Here is a 16327-nt window from a genome sequence, read left to right on the forward strand (position 1 = left end):
GGACGGCGGGCGGGGAAGGGGTCGGTGCCTTCCCCGCCCGCCGTCGGCAGAGGTGGCCGCCCTACGTCGAGGGCAGCTCCTTCAGCTGGATGTTGCGGAAGGACACCTGGTCGTCGGCTCCGTGGTTCTGGAGGCCGATGTAGCCGTCCTTCAGGCTGCGGGCCGGGTCCGTGTTGGTGAAGTCGTTGATCTTCGCTCCGTTGAGGAAGAGCTGCAGACGTTCGCCCTGAACCTTGATCTCGTAGCTGTTCCACTGGCCCGGCGGCCGCAGGACGCGGTCACGGGCCTTGATGTTCGCCGACTTGAAGCCGTAGACGGCACCGGTGGTGCGGTCGGCGGCGTCGGTGGCGTCGATCTGGATCTCGTAGCCGTTGTTCACGGCCGACCACGGGTCCTGCGACTCCGGGAAGCCTACGAAGACACCGGAGTTGTCGTCGCCGGTCATCTTCCAGTCGAGCTTGAGCGAGTACGCCTTCAGCTCCTTGGCCTGGTAGGTGAGCAGGCCCATGCCGCCCTCGGAGTGCAGAGCGCCGTCACCGACGGAGAACGTGCCCGGACCGGCCTGCTTCCAGCCTTCCAGCGTCTTGCCGTTGAAGATGGGCCGGTAGTCCTTGTTCGGCTTGCAGTCGGCCTTGACCTGGCCGGTGGCGTAGCGCAGACCGCCCGACAGGTGCTGGCGGAAGGCGGTCTCGGCGTAGGACTCCTTGGTGTGGCCGAGGCCGGTGTAGAAGGAGCGGCCGCCCTGGTAGGTCTGGCACCAGGAGATCGGGTGGTCACCCTTCATGTTGCCGCCGGTGTAGGTGGTCTCGTCAAGAGTGGCCAACACCTTTGCGTTGTCACGGGGGTTGGTGCCGTAGTTGTACCACTCGTCGGTGCGCTCCCACTCCTCGTCCAGGTGCGCGGTGGCCGGATGGTCGTGGTCCTCGACGCGGACGGTGGCGGGCTGGATCTGCGGGTGCGAGTCGAAGTAGGCGCCGACGAGGCCGCCGTAGAACTCCCAGTCGTACTCGGTGTCGGCGGCCGCGTGGATGCCGACGTAACCGCCGCCGGTGGCCACGTAGTTCTCGAAGACCTTCTGCTGTTCGGCGTTGAGGACGTCACCGGTGGTGGAGAGGAAGGCGACGGCGTCGTAGCGGGCGAGGTTGCTGGTGGTGAACTGGGCGGCGGACTCGGTGGAGTCGACCGTGATGTTGGTGTCCTTGCCGATCTCCTTCAGCGCGGCGATGCCGGCCGGGATGGAGTCGTGGCGGAAGCCGGCGGTCTTGGAGAAGACGAGGACGCGCTTGGCGGTCTTGTCGACCGGGCTGTCGGACAGTTCGAAGTCGTCGATGTCGTAGAGCGCGCCGTCGCCGCCCTTGAAGACGAGGAAGAGTTCGGTCTGCCTCTTGGGCGCTCCGCGCAGCGGGATGTCGATGTCCTGGAAGGTGTCCCAGCTGCCGGTCACCGGGACCGGGCCGGAGCCGAGGATCTTGCCGGTGGGTGATCCGGTGCGCACTTCGAGGAAGCCGCCCGAACCGGCTGACGAGATACGGGCGGTGAGCTTGGTGGTGCCACCGAGGACGTAGGTCTTGAAGGAGATCCAGTCGTCGTTGTGGATGTCACCGACGGTCTTTCCGCCGTGCGCGCTGGACTTGCTCGGCGTGGTGACGCCGGAGGAGTCGTCGAAGTGCTCGGCCTGGCGGTGCCTGGGCTGGAGGCGCGAGGTGTCCTTGCCGGTCAGCTTGGCCTGGCCGCCACCGCCGTTGTCGGTGTAGGAGGCTGAAATGCCGCCGTAGATATTGGCGTTGGGGTCGTGGCCGCCTTCCATGGCGGTCTTGATGGTGCCTTCGCAGCCGTGCTCGGTGGTGATGTCGTGGCCGTGACTGTCGTGGCCCAACGTGAACTTGACCTCGACCTTCGTGCAGTCGATGGCGCCGTCCTCCGGGTCGCTGACGTTCACCTTGAACGGCACGGAGTCACCGAACTCGAAGAGCTGGCCGTCCTCGGGGAGCACCAGCTCCACGGTCGGAGCGGTGTTGCCGACGGTCACGTGGACGCTGGCCGAGCCGGTGCGGCCGGTCGGGTCCTCGGCGGTGAGCGTCGCGACGTACGTACCGTTCTTCTTGTACGTGTACGTCGGGTTGGCGGCCGTCGAGGTTCCGCCGTCACCGAAGTCCCAGGCGTACGTGAGCGGGTCGCCGTCGCCGTCCGCCGTACCGGCCGAGGAGAACTTCACCTTCAGCGGTGCGGTGCCGGAGGTCTTGTCCGCCGAGGCTTCCGCGATCGGTGAGCGGCCTCCGGTGGCGTTCTCGATGCGGTAGAGAGCGGAGTTCTCGTCGCCGCCGAACCAGGCGAGGCCGTAGTCCAGGACGTAGAGCGCCCCGTCCGGGCCGAAGGCCATGTCCATGATCTGCGTACCTGACCACGGCACGTCGTTGATGGACTGGACGGCGCCGTCGGCGTCCTGCTCGATGCGCTTGATCCACCGGCGGCCGAACTCACCGGCGAAGAAGTCGCCGTCGTAAGCCTCCGGGAACTTGACCGGCGAGTCGAGGTCCGCGTCGTAGCGGTAGACCGGTCCGCCCATCGGGGACTCGGAGCCGGTGCCGAACTCGGGCAGCGAGCCGCCGTCGTACGGGATCCAGGCGGCCTCGGTCGGCGGCAGGTCGACCAGGCCGGTGTTGTGCGGCGACTCGTTCTTCAGGTTGGCGCAGTCGAAGGCGGCGCCGGAGGTCTTGGTGGCGAAGTCGTAGTCGACGTACGGCTCGTTCTCGCCGACGCAGTACGGCCAGCCGAAGTTGCCGGCCTTCGTCACCCGCGCGAACTCCACCTTGCCGGACGGCCCGCGCTTCGGGTCGGCCGCACCGGCGTCGGGGCCGTAGTCACCGACGTACACGATGCCGGTGGCCTGGTCGACGGAGAAGCGGAACGGGTTGCGGAAGCCCATCGCGTAGATCTCGGGGCGCGTCTTGTCGGTGCCGGGCTCGAAGAGGTTGCCTTCGGGGACGGTGTACGAGCCGTCCTCGGCGACCTTGATGCGCAGGATCTTGCCGCGGAGGTCGTTGGTGTTGCCGGAGGTCCGCTGGGCGTCGAACGCCGGGTTGCGGTCGGCGCGTTCGTCGATCGGCGTGTAGCCGTCGGAGGCGAACGGGTTGGTGTCGTCGCCGGTGGAGAGGTAGAGGTTGCCGTCCTTGTCGAAGTCGATGTCACCGCCGACGTGGCAGCAGATGCCGCGCGAGGTCGGGACGTCCAGGACCTTCTTCTCACTGGCGGTGTCGAGCGTGCCGTCTTCGTTGAGCACGAAGCGCGAGAGCCGGTTGACGCCCTCGAACCTCTCGAAGTCGGCGGCGGTTCCGGTCTCGGGTGCGTCGCCCGCCGGTGTGTCCAACGGCGGTGCGTAGAAGAGGTAGATGGCCCGGTTCTCGGCGAAGTCCGGGTCGACGCCGACGCCTTGGAGGCCTTCCTCGTCGTGCGTGTACACGGGAAGGGTGCCGGAGACGCGGGTGTTGCCGGCGCTGTCGGTGATCCGCAGCTCGCCGCCGCGCGAGGTGTGCAGCACGCTGCGGTCCGGAAGGACGGCGAGCGACATCGGCTCGCCGGTCTCCTCCGCGCCCTTGGCGAGAGTGACCTGCTGGAAGTCCTCCGCCACGGGCTCCTCGTGGCCCGGATGACCGGGGTGGGCGGTGGCGCCTGGGGCGGAGCCGAGGGTCAGGGTGGCGGCGGCGAGGAGGCCGCCGGTGAACAGCGCGAGCGTTTTACGGACGCGGGTCCGGGCCAGGAGCCGCTTTCTGGTTCGGTGCACGTAGGTCCTCCGGAGAGTGCCGGTTGTACGGGCGGGTGTAGCCGTGCCGTGCCGCGCGGGGACTGCCGCGCGTGGGTCACCGGAGACGGGAGCGGCCCCGGTGACGCGAGTCATGTCGTGTACACGTGGTGGACGGTAGACCTGTTCGTCCGTGACGGAAAGCCCTTGTGCAAGGGTTGGATCGAACTTCTGCTTCCGTCAGGACAAAGAAGATTCCGGGCAGGGCGAGGCAGCCCCGGGCACCGCAGGGAGCACCCGGGACCGCTCGGCCGCAGGTCCTACTCGCCGCCGCCGAAGGCCGCGTCGAAGGAGGCCGACGGAGGCTCGAAGTCGAACCGCTTGAGGCTGGCAAGCGCTTCCGGAGCGCCGGTCAGCCGGTCCATGCCCGCGTCCTCCCACTCCACCGAGACCGGGCCCTCGTAGCCGATGGACCGGAGCATCCGGAACACGTCCTCCCACGGCACATCACCGTGACCGGCGGAGACGAAGTCCCAGCCGCGCCGCGGGTCGCCCCACGGCAGGTGCGAGCCGAGGCGGCCGTTGCGGCCGTCGAGGCGTTTGCGGGCCTCCTTGCAGTCCACGTGGTAGATCCGGTCCCGGAAGTCGTAGAGGAAGCCCACCGGGTCGAGGTCCTGCCAGACGAAGTGGCTCGGGTCGAAGTTCAGTCCGAACGCGGGCCGGTGGTCGACCGCTTCGAGCGCGCGCTTGGTGGTCCAGTAGTCGTACGCGATCTCGCTCGGGTGCACCTCGTGGGCGAAGCGCACGCCCTCGGCGTCGAAGACGTCCAGGATCGGGTTCCAGCGCTCGGCGAAGTCCTCGTAGCCGCGCTCGATCATGTGCGGCGGGACCGGCGGGAACATCGCGACCAGGTGCCAGATCGAGGAGCCGGTGAAGCCGATGACCGTGTCCACGCCGAAGGCGGCGGCCGCCCGTGCGGTGTCCGCGATCTCGGCGGCGGCCCGCTGCCGTACGCCTTCGGCCTCGCCGTCGCCCCAGATGCGGGCGGGCAGGATGCCCTGGTGGCGTTCGTCGATCGGGTGGTCGCAGACGGCCTGGCCCACCAAGTGGTTGGAGATCGCGAAGCACTTGAGCCCGTATTTGTCGAGCAGTTGGTGCCTGCTGTCCAGGTAGCCGGGGTCGGCGAGCGCCTTGTCGACCTCGAAGTGGTCTCCCCAGCAGGCGAGTTCGAGACCGTCGTAGCCGAAGTCCCGGGCATGCCTGCAGACCTCCTCCAGGGGGAGGTCGGCCCACTGGCCGGTGAACAGGGTGAAGGGGCGGGGCATGTGCGGGCTACCTCCTAGGACGAGGACGGGACCGGGGTGAGTACGGAGTTCTTGGCGGCGCTCTCCTCGACGGCGGCGAGCACCCGCTGCACCTGGAGGCCGTCCGCGAACGAGGGCCTGGGCGGGAGGCCTTCGGTGATCGTGCGGATCACGTCACGGGCCTGGTGGACGAAGGTGTGCTCGTAGCCGAGACCGTGGCCCGGCGGCCACCAGGCCTCCAGGTACGGGTGCTCGGGCTCGGTGACCAGGATGCGGCGGAAGCCGGCGGTGGCGGCGGGCTCGGTGTGGTCGTGGAAGGAGAGCTCGTTGAGCCGCTCCAGGTCGAAGGCGAGCGAGCCCAGCTCTCCGTTGATCTCCAGCCGCAGCGCGTTCTTGCGGCCCGCCGCCATCCGGGTCGCCTCGAAGGAGGCGAGCGCGCCGGAGGCGAGGCGGCCGGTGAAGATCGCCGCGTCGTCCACGGTCACCTCGCCTCGCTCCACCGCGTCGGCGCCGCCGGAGAGCCCGGCCGAGGCGCCGGAGAGCAGGGGCCGCTCCCGTACGAAGGTTTCGGCGACGGCGGACACACCGGTCAGCAGCTCGTCGGCCAGGTACTGCGCGAGGTCCACGATGTGCGCTCCCAGGTCGCCCAGCGCGCCCGAGCCGGCGTGTTCGCGCTTGAGGCGCCAGGTGAGCGGCGAGGCCGGGTCGACCAGCCAGTCCTGGAGGTAGCTGGCGCGTACGTGGCGCAGGGTGCCGAGGCGGCCGTCCGCGATGAGCTGCCGGGCGTAGGTGATGGCGGGCACCTTGCGGTAGTTGAAGCCCACCATCGCCACCTGTCCTCGGGCCGCCGCGGCTTCGGCGGCACGGACCATCGCCTCCGCCTCCGCGACCGTGTTGGCGAGCGGCTTCTCGCACAGCACGTGTTTGCCCGCCTCCAGCGCGGCGATGGCGATCTCCGCATGGCTGTCGCCGGGCGTGCAGATGTCGATGAGCTGCACGTCGTCCCGGGCGATCAGCGCCCGCCAGTCGGTCTCGGCGGCGGCCCAGCCGTGCCGTGCGGCGGCGGCGTCGACCGCCGCACGGTCGCGTCCGCAGATCGCGGCGAGAGCGGGCCGCACCGGCAGGTCGAAGACGTGTCCGGCGGTGCGCCACCCCTGGGAGTGGGCGGCGCCCATGAACGCGTATCCGACCATGCCGACCCCGAGCGTTCCTCGCGCCTGGTGCGGGGGCGGTGTCGCGGTCACGGTCGCGGTCTGCGGTTCCGTGTCCTGCTCTTGACTACGGGCCATGCGGGCTTCCTCCTCGTCGGTGTGCGGTAACGGGCCGGGGGACGCGCTCGCCGCGTCCCCCGGAGTCCCGGTCAGTTGAAGCCCGTCGGCAGGTACTGGTCGATGTTGTCCTTGGTGACGACCGCGGAGTACAGGGTCAGCGAGGTCGGGATCTCCATCTCGGAGAGGCCGCTGATGCCCTTGCTCTGGCCGAGCGCGCGCGCCAGGTCGATCGCGGAGGCGGCCATCGTCGGCGGATAGAGGACGGTCGCCTTGATGACCGAGTTGTCGGCCTTGATGGCGTCCATCGCGGACTTGGCGCCGGCGCCGCCGACCATGACGAACTCGTCGCGGCCCGCCTGCTGGATGGCGCGGAGCGCGCCGACGCCCTGGTCGTCGTCGTGGTTCCAGAGTGCGTCGAACTGCTTCTGCGCCTGGAGGAGCTGGGCCATCTTCGCCTGGCCCGACTCGACGGTGAAGTCGGCGGCCTGACGGGCCACCAGCTTGATGTTGGAGTAGTTCTTGAGCGCGTCGGCGAAGCCCTGGCTGCGCTGCTTGGTCAGCTCCAGGTTGTCGATGCCGGCGAGTTCGACGACCTTGGCGTCGGCCTTGCCCTTGAGCTGTTCGCCGATGTAGTGGCCGGCGTTGAGGCCCATGCCGTAGTTGTCGCCGCCGACCCAGCAGCGGTAGGCCTGCGGAGAGGCGAAGATGCGGTCCAGGTTGACGACCGGGATGCCGGCCTTCATCGCCTCCAGGCCGACCTGGGTGAGCGCCTTGCCGTCGGCGGGAAGGATGACGAGGACATCGACCTTCTTGTTGATGAGGGTCTTGACCTGGCCGATCTGGGCGGCGGTGTCGTTGGAGCCCTCGGTGATCTCCAGCGTCACCTCGGAGTACTTCTCCGCGCGCGACTTGGCGTTCACGTTGATGGCGTTGAGCCAGCCGTGGTCGGCCTGCGGTCCGGCGAAGCCGATGGTGACGGGCTTGCCGGGCTTGTCGTCGGCGGCGGGCTGGCTGTTTCCGGCCGGCTCCGCGTTCTTCGGTTCGTTGCTGGTGCAGGCGGTGAGGAGCGCGCCCGCGGAGAGGGCGGTGGCTCCGAACAGCAGCCCTCTGCGGCTGGTCTCTGGCATGGCGGTGGAACCCTTCATCCGGTGGGTGACGTACGAAGTGCGGCTCTCGGTAAGGCGGTTGGTCACGTCTCGCCGCCGCGCAGGGTGCGGCGCTGGACGAGGACGGCGGCGACGATGATGGCGCCCTTGGCGATCTGCTGGACGTCGCTCTGCAGGTTGTTGAGCGCGAAGATGTTGGTGATGGTGGTGAAGATCAGGACACCGAGGACGGAGCCGACGATGGTGCCGCGGCCGCCGCTGAGCAGGGTGCCGCCGATGATCGCGGCGGCGATGGCGTCGAGTTCGTACAGGTTGCCGTTGGTGTTCTGGCCGGAGCCGGAGAGCACGATCAGCATGAAGGCGGCGATGCCGCAGCAGAGCCCGGAGAGCAGGTAGAGGTAGAGGCGCTGGCGGCGGACGTCGATCCCGGCGAGCCGGGCCGCCTCCGCGTTGCCACCGACGGCGACCGTGCGGCGGCCGAAGGTGGTGCGGTTGAGGATCAGCCAGCCGATGACGGTGACGGCGGCGAACATCATGACCAGCGGCGGGATGCCGAGGAAGTAGGAGTCCGGCAGGCCGAGGCTGAGGACCGAGTCGACCGTGACGATCTGCGTCTTGCCGTCGGTGATCATGAGGGCGAGGCCGCGCGCCGAGGCGAGCATGGCGAGCGTCGCGATGAACGGGACCATCCCGCCGTACGCGATGAGCACGCCGTTCACCAGTCCGGCGACGAGGCCGACGACCACGGCGGTGAACGCGATGCCCGCGAAGCCGTACTCCTGGGTGGCCAGAGTGGTGGCCCAGACGGAGGCGAGGGCGACCATCGCGCCGACGGAGAGGTCGATGCCGCCGCTGGTGATGACGAAGGTCATGCCGACGGTGACGACTCCGATGACGGAGGCCTGCGTCAGGATCAGCTGGAGGTTCCCGGTGTCCAGGAACGCGTCCGGTTCGGTGATGCCGCCGACCAGGACGAGTGCGGCGAGGACACCGAGCAGGGACAGGATCCGGACGTCGAGCCGCAGTCCGAGTCCGGGCCGGCCGCCGCCGCCTGTCTTCGAGGGCGGCGTGTCGGCGGGACCGGCGAGGGTCCCCTTGTCCGGCCCGTTGTGCTGCGCCGACGGGGCGGGCTGTGTCATGGCGTCGGGCTCCCTTCCATCACGAGGTCGAGTACGCGGTGCTCGTCGAGCTCCTGGGCGGGGGCCGTGTGGACGACCTGTCCCTCCCGGAGCACCAGCACCCGGTCGGCGAGGCCCAGGACTTCGGGCACTTCGCTGGAGACGAGCAGGACGGCGAGGCCTTCGTCGGCCAGCCGGCGGATCACGGCGTAGAGCTCGGCGCGGGCGCCGACGTCGACGCCGCGGGTGGGTTCGTCGAGCAGCAGGACCCGGCAGCCGCGCAGCAGCCAGCGGGCGAGGACGGCCTTCTGCTGGTTGCCGCCGGAGAGAGTGCGGATCGGTGTGTCCGGGTTGTCCGGCCGCAGGGACAGCTCGCGGGTGGCCTTCTGCGCGGACCGCCGCTCGCCGCCCCGGTCGATCCAGCCGACCCGGGCGAACCGGGAGAGCGAGGAGACGGAGACGTTACGGGTCACGGACTCGGTCATCAGCAGGGCCTGGGCCTTGCGCTCCTCGGGAGCGAGACCGATCCCGGCGGCGACGGCGGCGCGGACGCTGCCCGGCCTGAGCTGCTTGCCGCCTACGGTGACGGTCCCGGTGCTCGCCTTGCGGGCGCCGTAGATCGTCTCCAGGATCTCGGAGCGGCCGGAGCCGACGAGACCGGCGAGGCCGACGATCTCGCCGGGCCGCAGTTCGAGGTCGACAGGAGCGAACTCGCCTTTGCGGGACAGGCCTTGGACCCTCAGGACAGGTTCGGCTGAATTCTCGGAGGCCTCGTCCGGGCGCGGCGGGAAGACGTACTCGACATCGCGGCCGGTCATCATGGCAACGATGTCGCGTGTCGGCGTGTCGGCGGCGGGAAGGCCGACCGCGACCGCCCGGCCGTCCTTCAGCACGGTGACCCGGTCGCCGATGCGGCGGATCTCCTCCAGCCGGTGCGAGATGTAGACGACGGCGACCCCGTCGGCGGTCAGGCTGTCGACGATCCGGAAGAGGTTGTCGACCTCGTCGGGGTCGAGCGCGGCGGAGGGCTCGTCCATCACGATGAGCCGGACGTCGTGGGAGAGCGCCCGCGCCATGGAGACGATCTGCTGCTGGGCGGCGGAGAGCGAGCCGACCGGCCGGGCCGGGTCGATCTCCGGGTGGCCGAGGCGGGCCAGCAGCGCCTTCGCGGCGAGACGGCCTTCTCCGGTACGGACGATGAAGCCCGCGCTGGTCGGTTCGTGGCCGAGGAAGACGTTCTCGGCGACCGACAGCCCTTCCACCAGGTCGAGTTCCTGGTAGATGGTGGCAATTCCGAGGCGCATCGCGGCGATCGGGGACTTGAGGCGTACGGCTTCGCCGCGCCAGGTGATCTCGCCGTCGTCGGGCTGGTGGGCCCCGGCGAGCACCTTGATGAGGGTGGACTTGCCCGCGCCGTTCTGGCCGAGGAGGCAGTGGACCTCGCCTGCCTGGACCTCCAGGTCGACGCCGTCCAGGGCGCGTACGCCGGGGAAGGACTTGGTGATGCCGGACATGGTGAGCAGGGGTGGTTCTGGTGCCATGACGAGATCCCCTCGGCGAATGGGGTCCCCTGCCCTTGCTTGGTGCCGGGCGTGCGGGGAGGGCCGGTGAGCGGGCAGGGCGCAGGGCTGGAGGTGCCGTGGAGCCGGCGGCATCACGAGCTGCTGCTGACGCGGGAGGTACGTGAGGAGTACCTGTGACCAGTGCGGTGGTGCGTACGGAACGGGAGAGGTCGTGCGTACGGAACGGGAAGCGGTGGTGCGTACGGAACGGTCGGCGAGCGGTGGTGCGTACGGGGTCGGCGGCGGCGCGGGGCGCTGCTCACCGGCCTTGTGGTCAGGCCGGTGAGAAGAGGTGGTCGCTGATGAGGCGGGCCGCGCCGATCACTCCGGCGGTGGGGCCCAACTCGCCCAGCACGATAGGGAGGTTGCCGGTGGCCAGCGGCAGGGACTGCCGGTAGACCTGGGTGCGGACACTGGCGAGGAGGTTGTGACCGAGGCCGGTGACCCCGCCGCCGATCACCACCAGACCGGGATTGAAGAAGCTGACGAGACCGGCGATGACCTGCCCGACCCGGTTGCCGCCTTCGCGGATCAGGTCGAGCGCCGCCGCGTCGCCGGCCGCCGCCGCGGCGGCCACATCGGCGGCGGTGAGACGTCCGGCCGCCTCCAGCCGGACCGCGAGCTCGGGTGAGCGGCCCTCACGGGCGGCGTCCTCCGCGTCACGGGCCAGGGCGGCACCGCTGAAGTGGGCTTCCAGGCAGCCCTTGTTGCCGCAGGCGCAGGCCCGGCCGTCCGGCTCCACCTGGATGTGCCCGATGTCGCCGGCGCTGCCCGTCGTACCGCGGTAGACCTCACCGCCGACGACGATCCCGCAGCCGATACCCGTACCGATCTTGACGCACAGGAAGTCGCCCACGGAGCGGGCGACGCCCGCGTGCTGCTCCCCCATCGCCATGAGGTTCACGTCGTTGTCGACCATGACCGGGCAGCCCAGATCCTGACTGAGCGCCTCACGGACCGGGAACCCGTCCCAACCGGGCATGATCGGCGGCGCGACCGGCACACCTTCGGGAAAGCGGACGGGTCCGGGAACCCCGATGCCCGCGCCGTCGAAGCCTTCGGCGAGGCCGGAGGCCCGGAGCTTGGCCGCCATCGCCAGGACCTGCTCGAAGACCGCGACCGGGCCCTCGCGCACGTCCATCGGCTGGTTGAGGTGACCCAGGACCTCCAACTCCGCGTTGGTGACGGCCACATCGATGGAGGTGGCGCCGATGTCGACGCCGAGGAACCGCAGTTCGGGAGCGAGCCGGATGTTGTGCGACCGGCGCCCGCCACGGGATGCGGCGAGCCCGTCGGCCACGACCAGGCCGGTCTCCAGCAGCCGGTCCACCTCGACGGCGAGCTTGGAGCGCGAGAGATCGACCTGATCACCCAGCTGCGCACGGGAGTTGGGACCCCCGTCGCGCAGCAGCCGGAGCAGCCGCGCCTGATGCGCGTTCGCGGGTCGTGCCGTCATACGTCTCACGCGTCCCTCCCCGCCACATCCGGCCAGTCCGTCGGGCTTTCGAGGGGAACGTAGCAGCGCTTTCCCGGAGTGGGAAGAAGTTGCGCAGGAATCGGCCCCAACTTTCTCCACACTCAGGACAAAGCCTCGACGGGAAGGCTCGAAAGCGCTCAGGGGCAGCGGATGACCTGTCCGGCGTACGAGAGGTTTCCGCCGAACCCGAAGAGCAGGACGGGCGCTCCGGAGGCGACCTCGCCGCGCTCCACCAGCTTGGAGAGGGCCATCGGGATGGAGGCGGCGGAGGTGTTGCCGGAGTCGACCACGTCCCGCGCGATGATCGCGTTGACCGCGCCGATCTTCCGGGCGACCGGCTCGATGATCCGCAGGTTGGCCTGGTGCAGGACGACGGCGGCCAGGTCCTCCGGAGCGATACCGGCCTTCTCGCAGACCTTGCGGGCGATCGGCGGCAGCTGGGTGGTGGCCCAGCGGTAGACGGACTGGCCCTCCTGCGCGAAGCGCGGCGGCGTCCCCTCGATCCGTACGGCGTTGCCCATCTCCGGCACCGATCCCCACAGCACCGGCCCGATCCCGGGACCGTCCGGCGTGTCCGGGGCGGACGGGTCGGCGGTGACGACGGCGGCGCCCGCGCCGTCGCCGAGCAGGACGCAGGTGGTGCGGTCGGTCCAGTCGGCGATGTCGGCCATCTTGTCGGCGCCGATGACCAGCGCCCGGGTCGCCGCGCCGGCCCGGATCGTGTGGTCGGCGACGGCCAAGGCGTGGGTGAAGCCCGAGCAGACCACGTTGATGTCCATCACGGCCGGCGAACCCATGCCGAGCCGCGCCGCGACCCGGGCCGCCATGCTCGGCGAGCGGTCGATCGCGGTGGAGGTGGCCACCAGGACCAGATCGATGTCGGAGGGCTGGAGACCGGCGGCGGCCAGCGCCTTGGCACCGGCGTGCGCGGCCAGCTCGTCGACCGGCTCGTCAGGGCCGCCCACGTGCCGGGTCTTGATGCCGACCCGGCTCGTGATCCACTCGTCGCTCGTGTCGACCATGGCCGCCAGATCGTCGTTGGTGAGCACCTTGGCGGGCTGATAGTGGCCGAGCGCCACGACACGTGAGCCGGTCATACGGGTTCCCATCGTTACGTAGGGCAGGAAACATCCAGTCTTGGTGGCTACCGTCCGGTACGAGGGCACGTGATCCCACAGGAAACCGGCCCACACGTTGGAGCATTGACAACAGCCTCACCTGCATGCTCACCCCGACCGTACGTTCGGGTGGCCGGCGGAGGGCGGTCCGAGGCGGCGGACGGTTTACCGTGTGTGACGGCGTACCGCGTGTGCGGGAGCGCGTGTGCAGGACAATGACAGGGCCAGGCTCCGGCCCGACCCACGGCCGGAAGCTCCGCACACCGACAGAATCGGGTTCAGCCACATGGGACGGGTCACCGAGCGCCGCCGCACTCTCCGCATCCGGGACGGTGCGGTCTCCTCCCGCGCCGACACACTCGTCGCGGAGGAGCCGCTGGAGATCCGGCTGAACGGGAAGCCGCTGGCCATCACGATGCGCACACCCGGCGACGACTTCGCGCTGGCCGCCGGGTTCCTGGTCAGCGAAGGCGTGATCGCCGAGGGCGAGGAGGTGCAGTCCATCGTCTACTGCGCCGGTGCGACGGCCGACGGTGTGAACACGTACAACGTGGTGGACGTGAAGCTCGCGCCCGGTGTCGCGGTGCCCGACATCACGCTGGAGCGGAACGTCTACACCACCTCCTCGTGCGGCCTGTGCGGCAAGGCCAGCCTGGACGCCGTACGCACCACCACCCGCCACCCCGTCGCCGACACTCCCCCGGTCCGCGTCACGCCGGAGCTGCTCGCCGCCCTTCCGGACCGGCTGCGGGCCGCGCAGAAGGTGTTCGACCGGACCGGCGGGCTGCACGCGGCGGCGCTCTTCTCCGAGGACGGCGAGCTTTGGGACGTACGGGAGGACGTGGGCCGGCACAACGCGGTGGACAAGCTGGTGGGCCGGGCGCTGACGGACGGGCGGCTGCCGTTGTCGCGGGCGGTGCTGCTGGTCTCGGGGCGGGCCTCGTTCGAGCTGGCGCAGAAGGCGGTGATGGCCGGGATCCCGGTGCTCGCGTCGGTCTCGGCGCCGTCCTCGCTGGCGGTCGACCTGGCGGCGGAGAGCGGGCTGACCCTGGTGGGGTTCCTGCGCGGGCCTTCGATGAATGTGTACGCGGGTGAGCACCGGATCGCGCTGGAGGCTGAGGTTCACTGACGCGCGGGGCTTGCCGGGACGTCGGAGCGGGCGAGCCTGAACGGGATCGCGCTCGCCGGGGCCGTCCCGCGGCTCACTCCCCGGCGAACGACCGGCCTTCGGCCGCCAGCGCCTCGCGCAGCACTCCGATCGCCTTCGGGCCGACGCCGTGCAGTGCCAGCACCTCCGCCGCCGTCACCTCGGTGAGCTGCGCGAGCCGGCTGTAGCCCGCGTGCCGCAGAGCGCTGCGGGCCGGGTTGCCGGCGCCGTGCGGGAAGTCGTCCTCGGGTTCGGCGGGCCGGTCGGCCATCGTGGTCCTCCGTGTCGGCGGCGGTCGGCGGCTATGACGTCACCGTAGCCGCCGGGTGTGACAACGGCCCGGCATCGGTCCCGGCCGGGTCCCGCACCGGCTCCGGGTCCCGCGAGCGGCGCTTGGCGATGACCGCGCAGACCATCAGCTGCATCTGGTGGAAGAGCATCAGCGGCAGCACGGCCAGGCTCGCGTGCGCCCCGAACAGCACGCTCGCCATCGGCAGCCCGGCCGCCAGGCTCTTCTTCGAACCGGCGAACTGGATGGCGATCCGGTCCTGCCGGTCGAAGCCGAGCCTCCGTGCTCCGTACCAGGTCAGCGCGAGCATCACGGCCAGCAGGACCGCCTCGGCGGCGAGCAGCGCGGCGAGCCGGGCCGGAGTGACCTGGCTCCAGACACCGGCGACCATGCCCTCGCTGAACGCGGTGTAGACGACCAGCAGGATCGAGCCACGGTCCAGAAGGCCGAGCACCTTCTTGTGCCGGGTCAGGAAACCTCCGACCCAGCGGCGCAGGAGCTGTCCGGCGAGGAACGGTACGAGCAGCTGGAGCACGATCTTCAGCAGCGAGTCCGCCGAGAACCCGCCACCGGCGGAGCCGAGCAGCAGCGCGGCGAGCAGCGGCGTGAGGAAGATCCCGGTGAGGCTGGAGAACGAGCCGGCGCAGATCGCGGCGGGCACGTTGCCGCGAGCGATCGAGGTGAACGCGATCGAGGACTGGATCGTCGACGGCACCAGACACAGGAAGAGGAAGCCCGCCTGGAGCTCCGGCGTCAGGACGAACGGCACCAGCCCCTTGCTCGCCAGACCCAGCAGCGGGAAGACGAGAAACGTGCAGGCCAGGACGGTGAGGTGGAGCCGCCAGTGGATCAGCCCGTCGAGCGCCTCGGCGGTGGAGAGCCGGGCCCCGTACAGGAAGAAGAGCAGGGCCACCGCACCGGTGGAGGCGCCGCCCGCCACGTCGGCGGCCGTGCCACGTGCGGGCAGCAGCGCGGCGAGGACGACGGTGCCGAGCAGCGCCAGGATGTACGCGTCGACCGGCAGCCAGGACGACAGGGAGGGGGTGCGGCGGCGGCTCATGTGCTCCTGTGGCTTCTCTGGGCTCGTCGGCTCGTTTCGGGCTTCCGGTCACGCCCCACCATCCTGCCCGGCGCCCGGCGATCAGGAATCCCTCATACCGCTCTGACTGTCATCACGTAACGCGATAGGAGCGGCTAGCGTGGTGAGCGTGGACACCTCCTACGACCCCGCCCAGCTCCGTACCTTCCTCGCCGTCGCCCAGACCCTGAGCTTCACCCAGGCCGCCCGCCGCCTCGGGCTCCGGCAGTCCACCGTCAGCCAGCACGTCCGGCGGCTGGAGGAGGCGGCCGGGCGGCAGCTGTTCGCCCGGGACACCCACCGGGTCGACCTGACCGAGGACGGCAAGGCGATGCTCGGCTTCGCCCGGACGATCCTCGCGGCGCACGAGCGGGCCGCGGCGTTCTTCGCCGGGACCCGGCTGCGCGGCCGGCTCCGCTTCGGGGCCTCCGAGGACTTCGTGCTGACCCGGCTGCCGGAGATCCTGGAGGCCTTCCGCCGCGACCATCCGGAGGTCGAACTGGAACTCACCGTGGAGCTCTCCGGGACCCTGCACCGGCAGCTGGAGGCGGGTCGGCTGGATCTGGTGCTGGCCAAGCGGAGGACGGGCGACACGCACGGCGAGCTGGTGTGGCAGGACGCGCTGGACTGGATCGGCGCGCCGCGGCTGCGGATCGACCCGGAACGCCCGGTGCCGCTCATCGTCTTCCCGCCGCCGGGCATCACCCGGGCCCGCGCGCTGGAGGTGCTGGAGGAGGACGGGCGGGCCTGGCGGATCGCCTGTACGAGTACGAGCCTGAGCGCCCTGGTCGCGGCGGCGCGGGCGGGTCTCGGCGTGATGGTGCACTCGCGGAGGCTGATCCCGCCGGGGCTCGTACCGGTTCCGGCCAGGGCCGGGCTGCCGGAACCGGGCGGCGTCGACTTCGTCCTGCTGCACGGAGAGCGGCGAGGCGCGGTGCGGGAGGCGGCGGACGCGCTGGCGGCGGCGATCCTGGCGGGCGGGGACCGGCTGCACCGGGGCCGCGGAGGATGACCCGCAGCGGCCGGTAGCGGCGCATAACCTCTCGTACCGTCAGAGACCGGGAGTGATCACCTCGGTCGGATTCGGTGGAGATTTGCCCGCGAGCCGCTTACGCCTC

General features: G+C 70.4%; 12 protein-coding genes. 2 read left to right on the forward strand and 10 right to left on the reverse strand.

Features of this window, described 5'->3' with window-relative positions; genetic code table 11:
- Positions 1-61 precede the first annotated feature (61 nt).
- The 8 genes from ABZ267_RS30200 to ABZ267_RS30235 form a co-directional block, all read right to left on the reverse strand.
- Positions 62-3781, reverse strand: a complete 3720-nt coding sequence (locus ABZ267_RS30200; protein ID WP_356753009.1) for a ThuA domain-containing protein — start codon at positions 3779-3781, stop codon at positions 62-64.
- 278 nt (positions 3782-4059) lie between these two features.
- The gene (locus ABZ267_RS30205; protein WP_356753011.1) at positions 4060-5064 is read right to left on the reverse strand and encodes a sugar phosphate isomerase/epimerase family protein; all 1005 of its coding nucleotides are present in this window, start codon (positions 5062-5064) and stop codon (positions 4060-4062) included.
- Between the two features lie 14 nt (positions 5065-5078).
- Entirely contained in the window at positions 5079-6236 is a 1158-nt protein-coding gene (locus tag ABZ267_RS30210; RefSeq protein ID WP_356753163.1) for a Gfo/Idh/MocA family oxidoreductase, read from the reverse strand.
- Positions 6237-6403: 167 nt separating this feature from the next.
- Positions 6404-7441, reverse strand: a complete 1038-nt coding sequence (locus ABZ267_RS30215) for a substrate-binding domain-containing protein (RefSeq protein ID WP_356753012.1) — start codon at positions 7439-7441, stop codon at positions 6404-6406.
- A 62-nt stretch (positions 7442-7503) separates the two neighbouring features.
- Entirely contained in the window at positions 7504-8559 is a 1056-nt protein-coding gene (locus tag ABZ267_RS30220; protein ID WP_356753014.1) for an ABC transporter permease, read from the reverse strand.
- A complete protein-coding gene (locus tag ABZ267_RS30225) occupies positions 8556-10079 on the reverse strand; it encodes a sugar ABC transporter ATP-binding protein (protein ID WP_356753016.1) in 1524 nt (507 codons plus the stop codon). The genes ABZ267_RS30220 and ABZ267_RS30225 overlap by 4 nt, the downstream gene beginning before the upstream one ends.
- A 295-nt stretch (positions 10080-10374) precedes the next feature.
- Positions 10375-11556 carry an ROK family transcriptional regulator gene (locus tag ABZ267_RS30230; RefSeq protein WP_109162706.1) on the reverse strand — a complete coding sequence of 394 codons (1182 nt, stop codon included), beginning with the start codon at positions 11554-11556 and terminating at the stop codon, positions 10375-10377.
- Positions 11557-11714: 158 nt separating this feature from the next.
- Positions 11715-12674, reverse strand: coding sequence for a beta-ketoacyl-ACP synthase III (locus ABZ267_RS30235; protein WP_356753018.1), 960 nt, complete (start codon positions 12672-12674; stop codon positions 11715-11717).
- Positions 12675-12981: 307 nt separating this feature from the next.
- Here ABZ267_RS30235 and fdhD point away from each other — a divergent pair, with 307 nt between their 5' ends.
- Positions 12982-13824: a formate dehydrogenase accessory sulfurtransferase FdhD gene (fdhD, locus tag ABZ267_RS30240; protein ID WP_356753020.1), complete on the forward strand. Its 843-nt coding sequence runs from the start codon at positions 12982-12984 to the stop codon at positions 13822-13824.
- Positions 13825-13897: 73 nt separating this feature from the next.
- Here the strand turns inward: fdhD and ABZ267_RS30245 are convergent, their stop codons facing one another.
- Positions 13898-14113, reverse strand: coding sequence for a DNA-binding protein (locus ABZ267_RS30245; RefSeq protein WP_356753022.1), 216 nt, complete (start codon positions 14111-14113; stop codon positions 13898-13900).
- Positions 14114-14144: 31 nt separating this feature from the next.
- Complete coding sequence (locus tag ABZ267_RS30250; RefSeq protein ID WP_356753024.1) at positions 14145-15191, reverse strand: bile acid:sodium symporter family protein; 1047 nt, start codon at positions 15189-15191, stop codon at positions 14145-14147.
- A 148-nt stretch (positions 15192-15339) separates the two neighbouring features.
- On the opposite strand from ABZ267_RS30250, the gene ABZ267_RS30255 reads away from it, so the two are divergent.
- Positions 15340-16221 carry a LysR substrate-binding domain-containing protein gene (locus tag ABZ267_RS30255; protein WP_356753026.1) on the forward strand — a complete coding sequence of 294 codons (882 nt, stop codon included), beginning with the start codon at positions 15340-15342 and terminating at the stop codon, positions 16219-16221.
- Positions 16222-16327 lie beyond the last annotated feature (106 nt).

The organism is Streptomyces sp. NPDC006174 (assembly GCF_040614075.1).
Classification (GTDB): domain Bacteria; phylum Actinomycetota; class Actinomycetes; order Streptomycetales; family Streptomycetaceae; genus Streptomyces.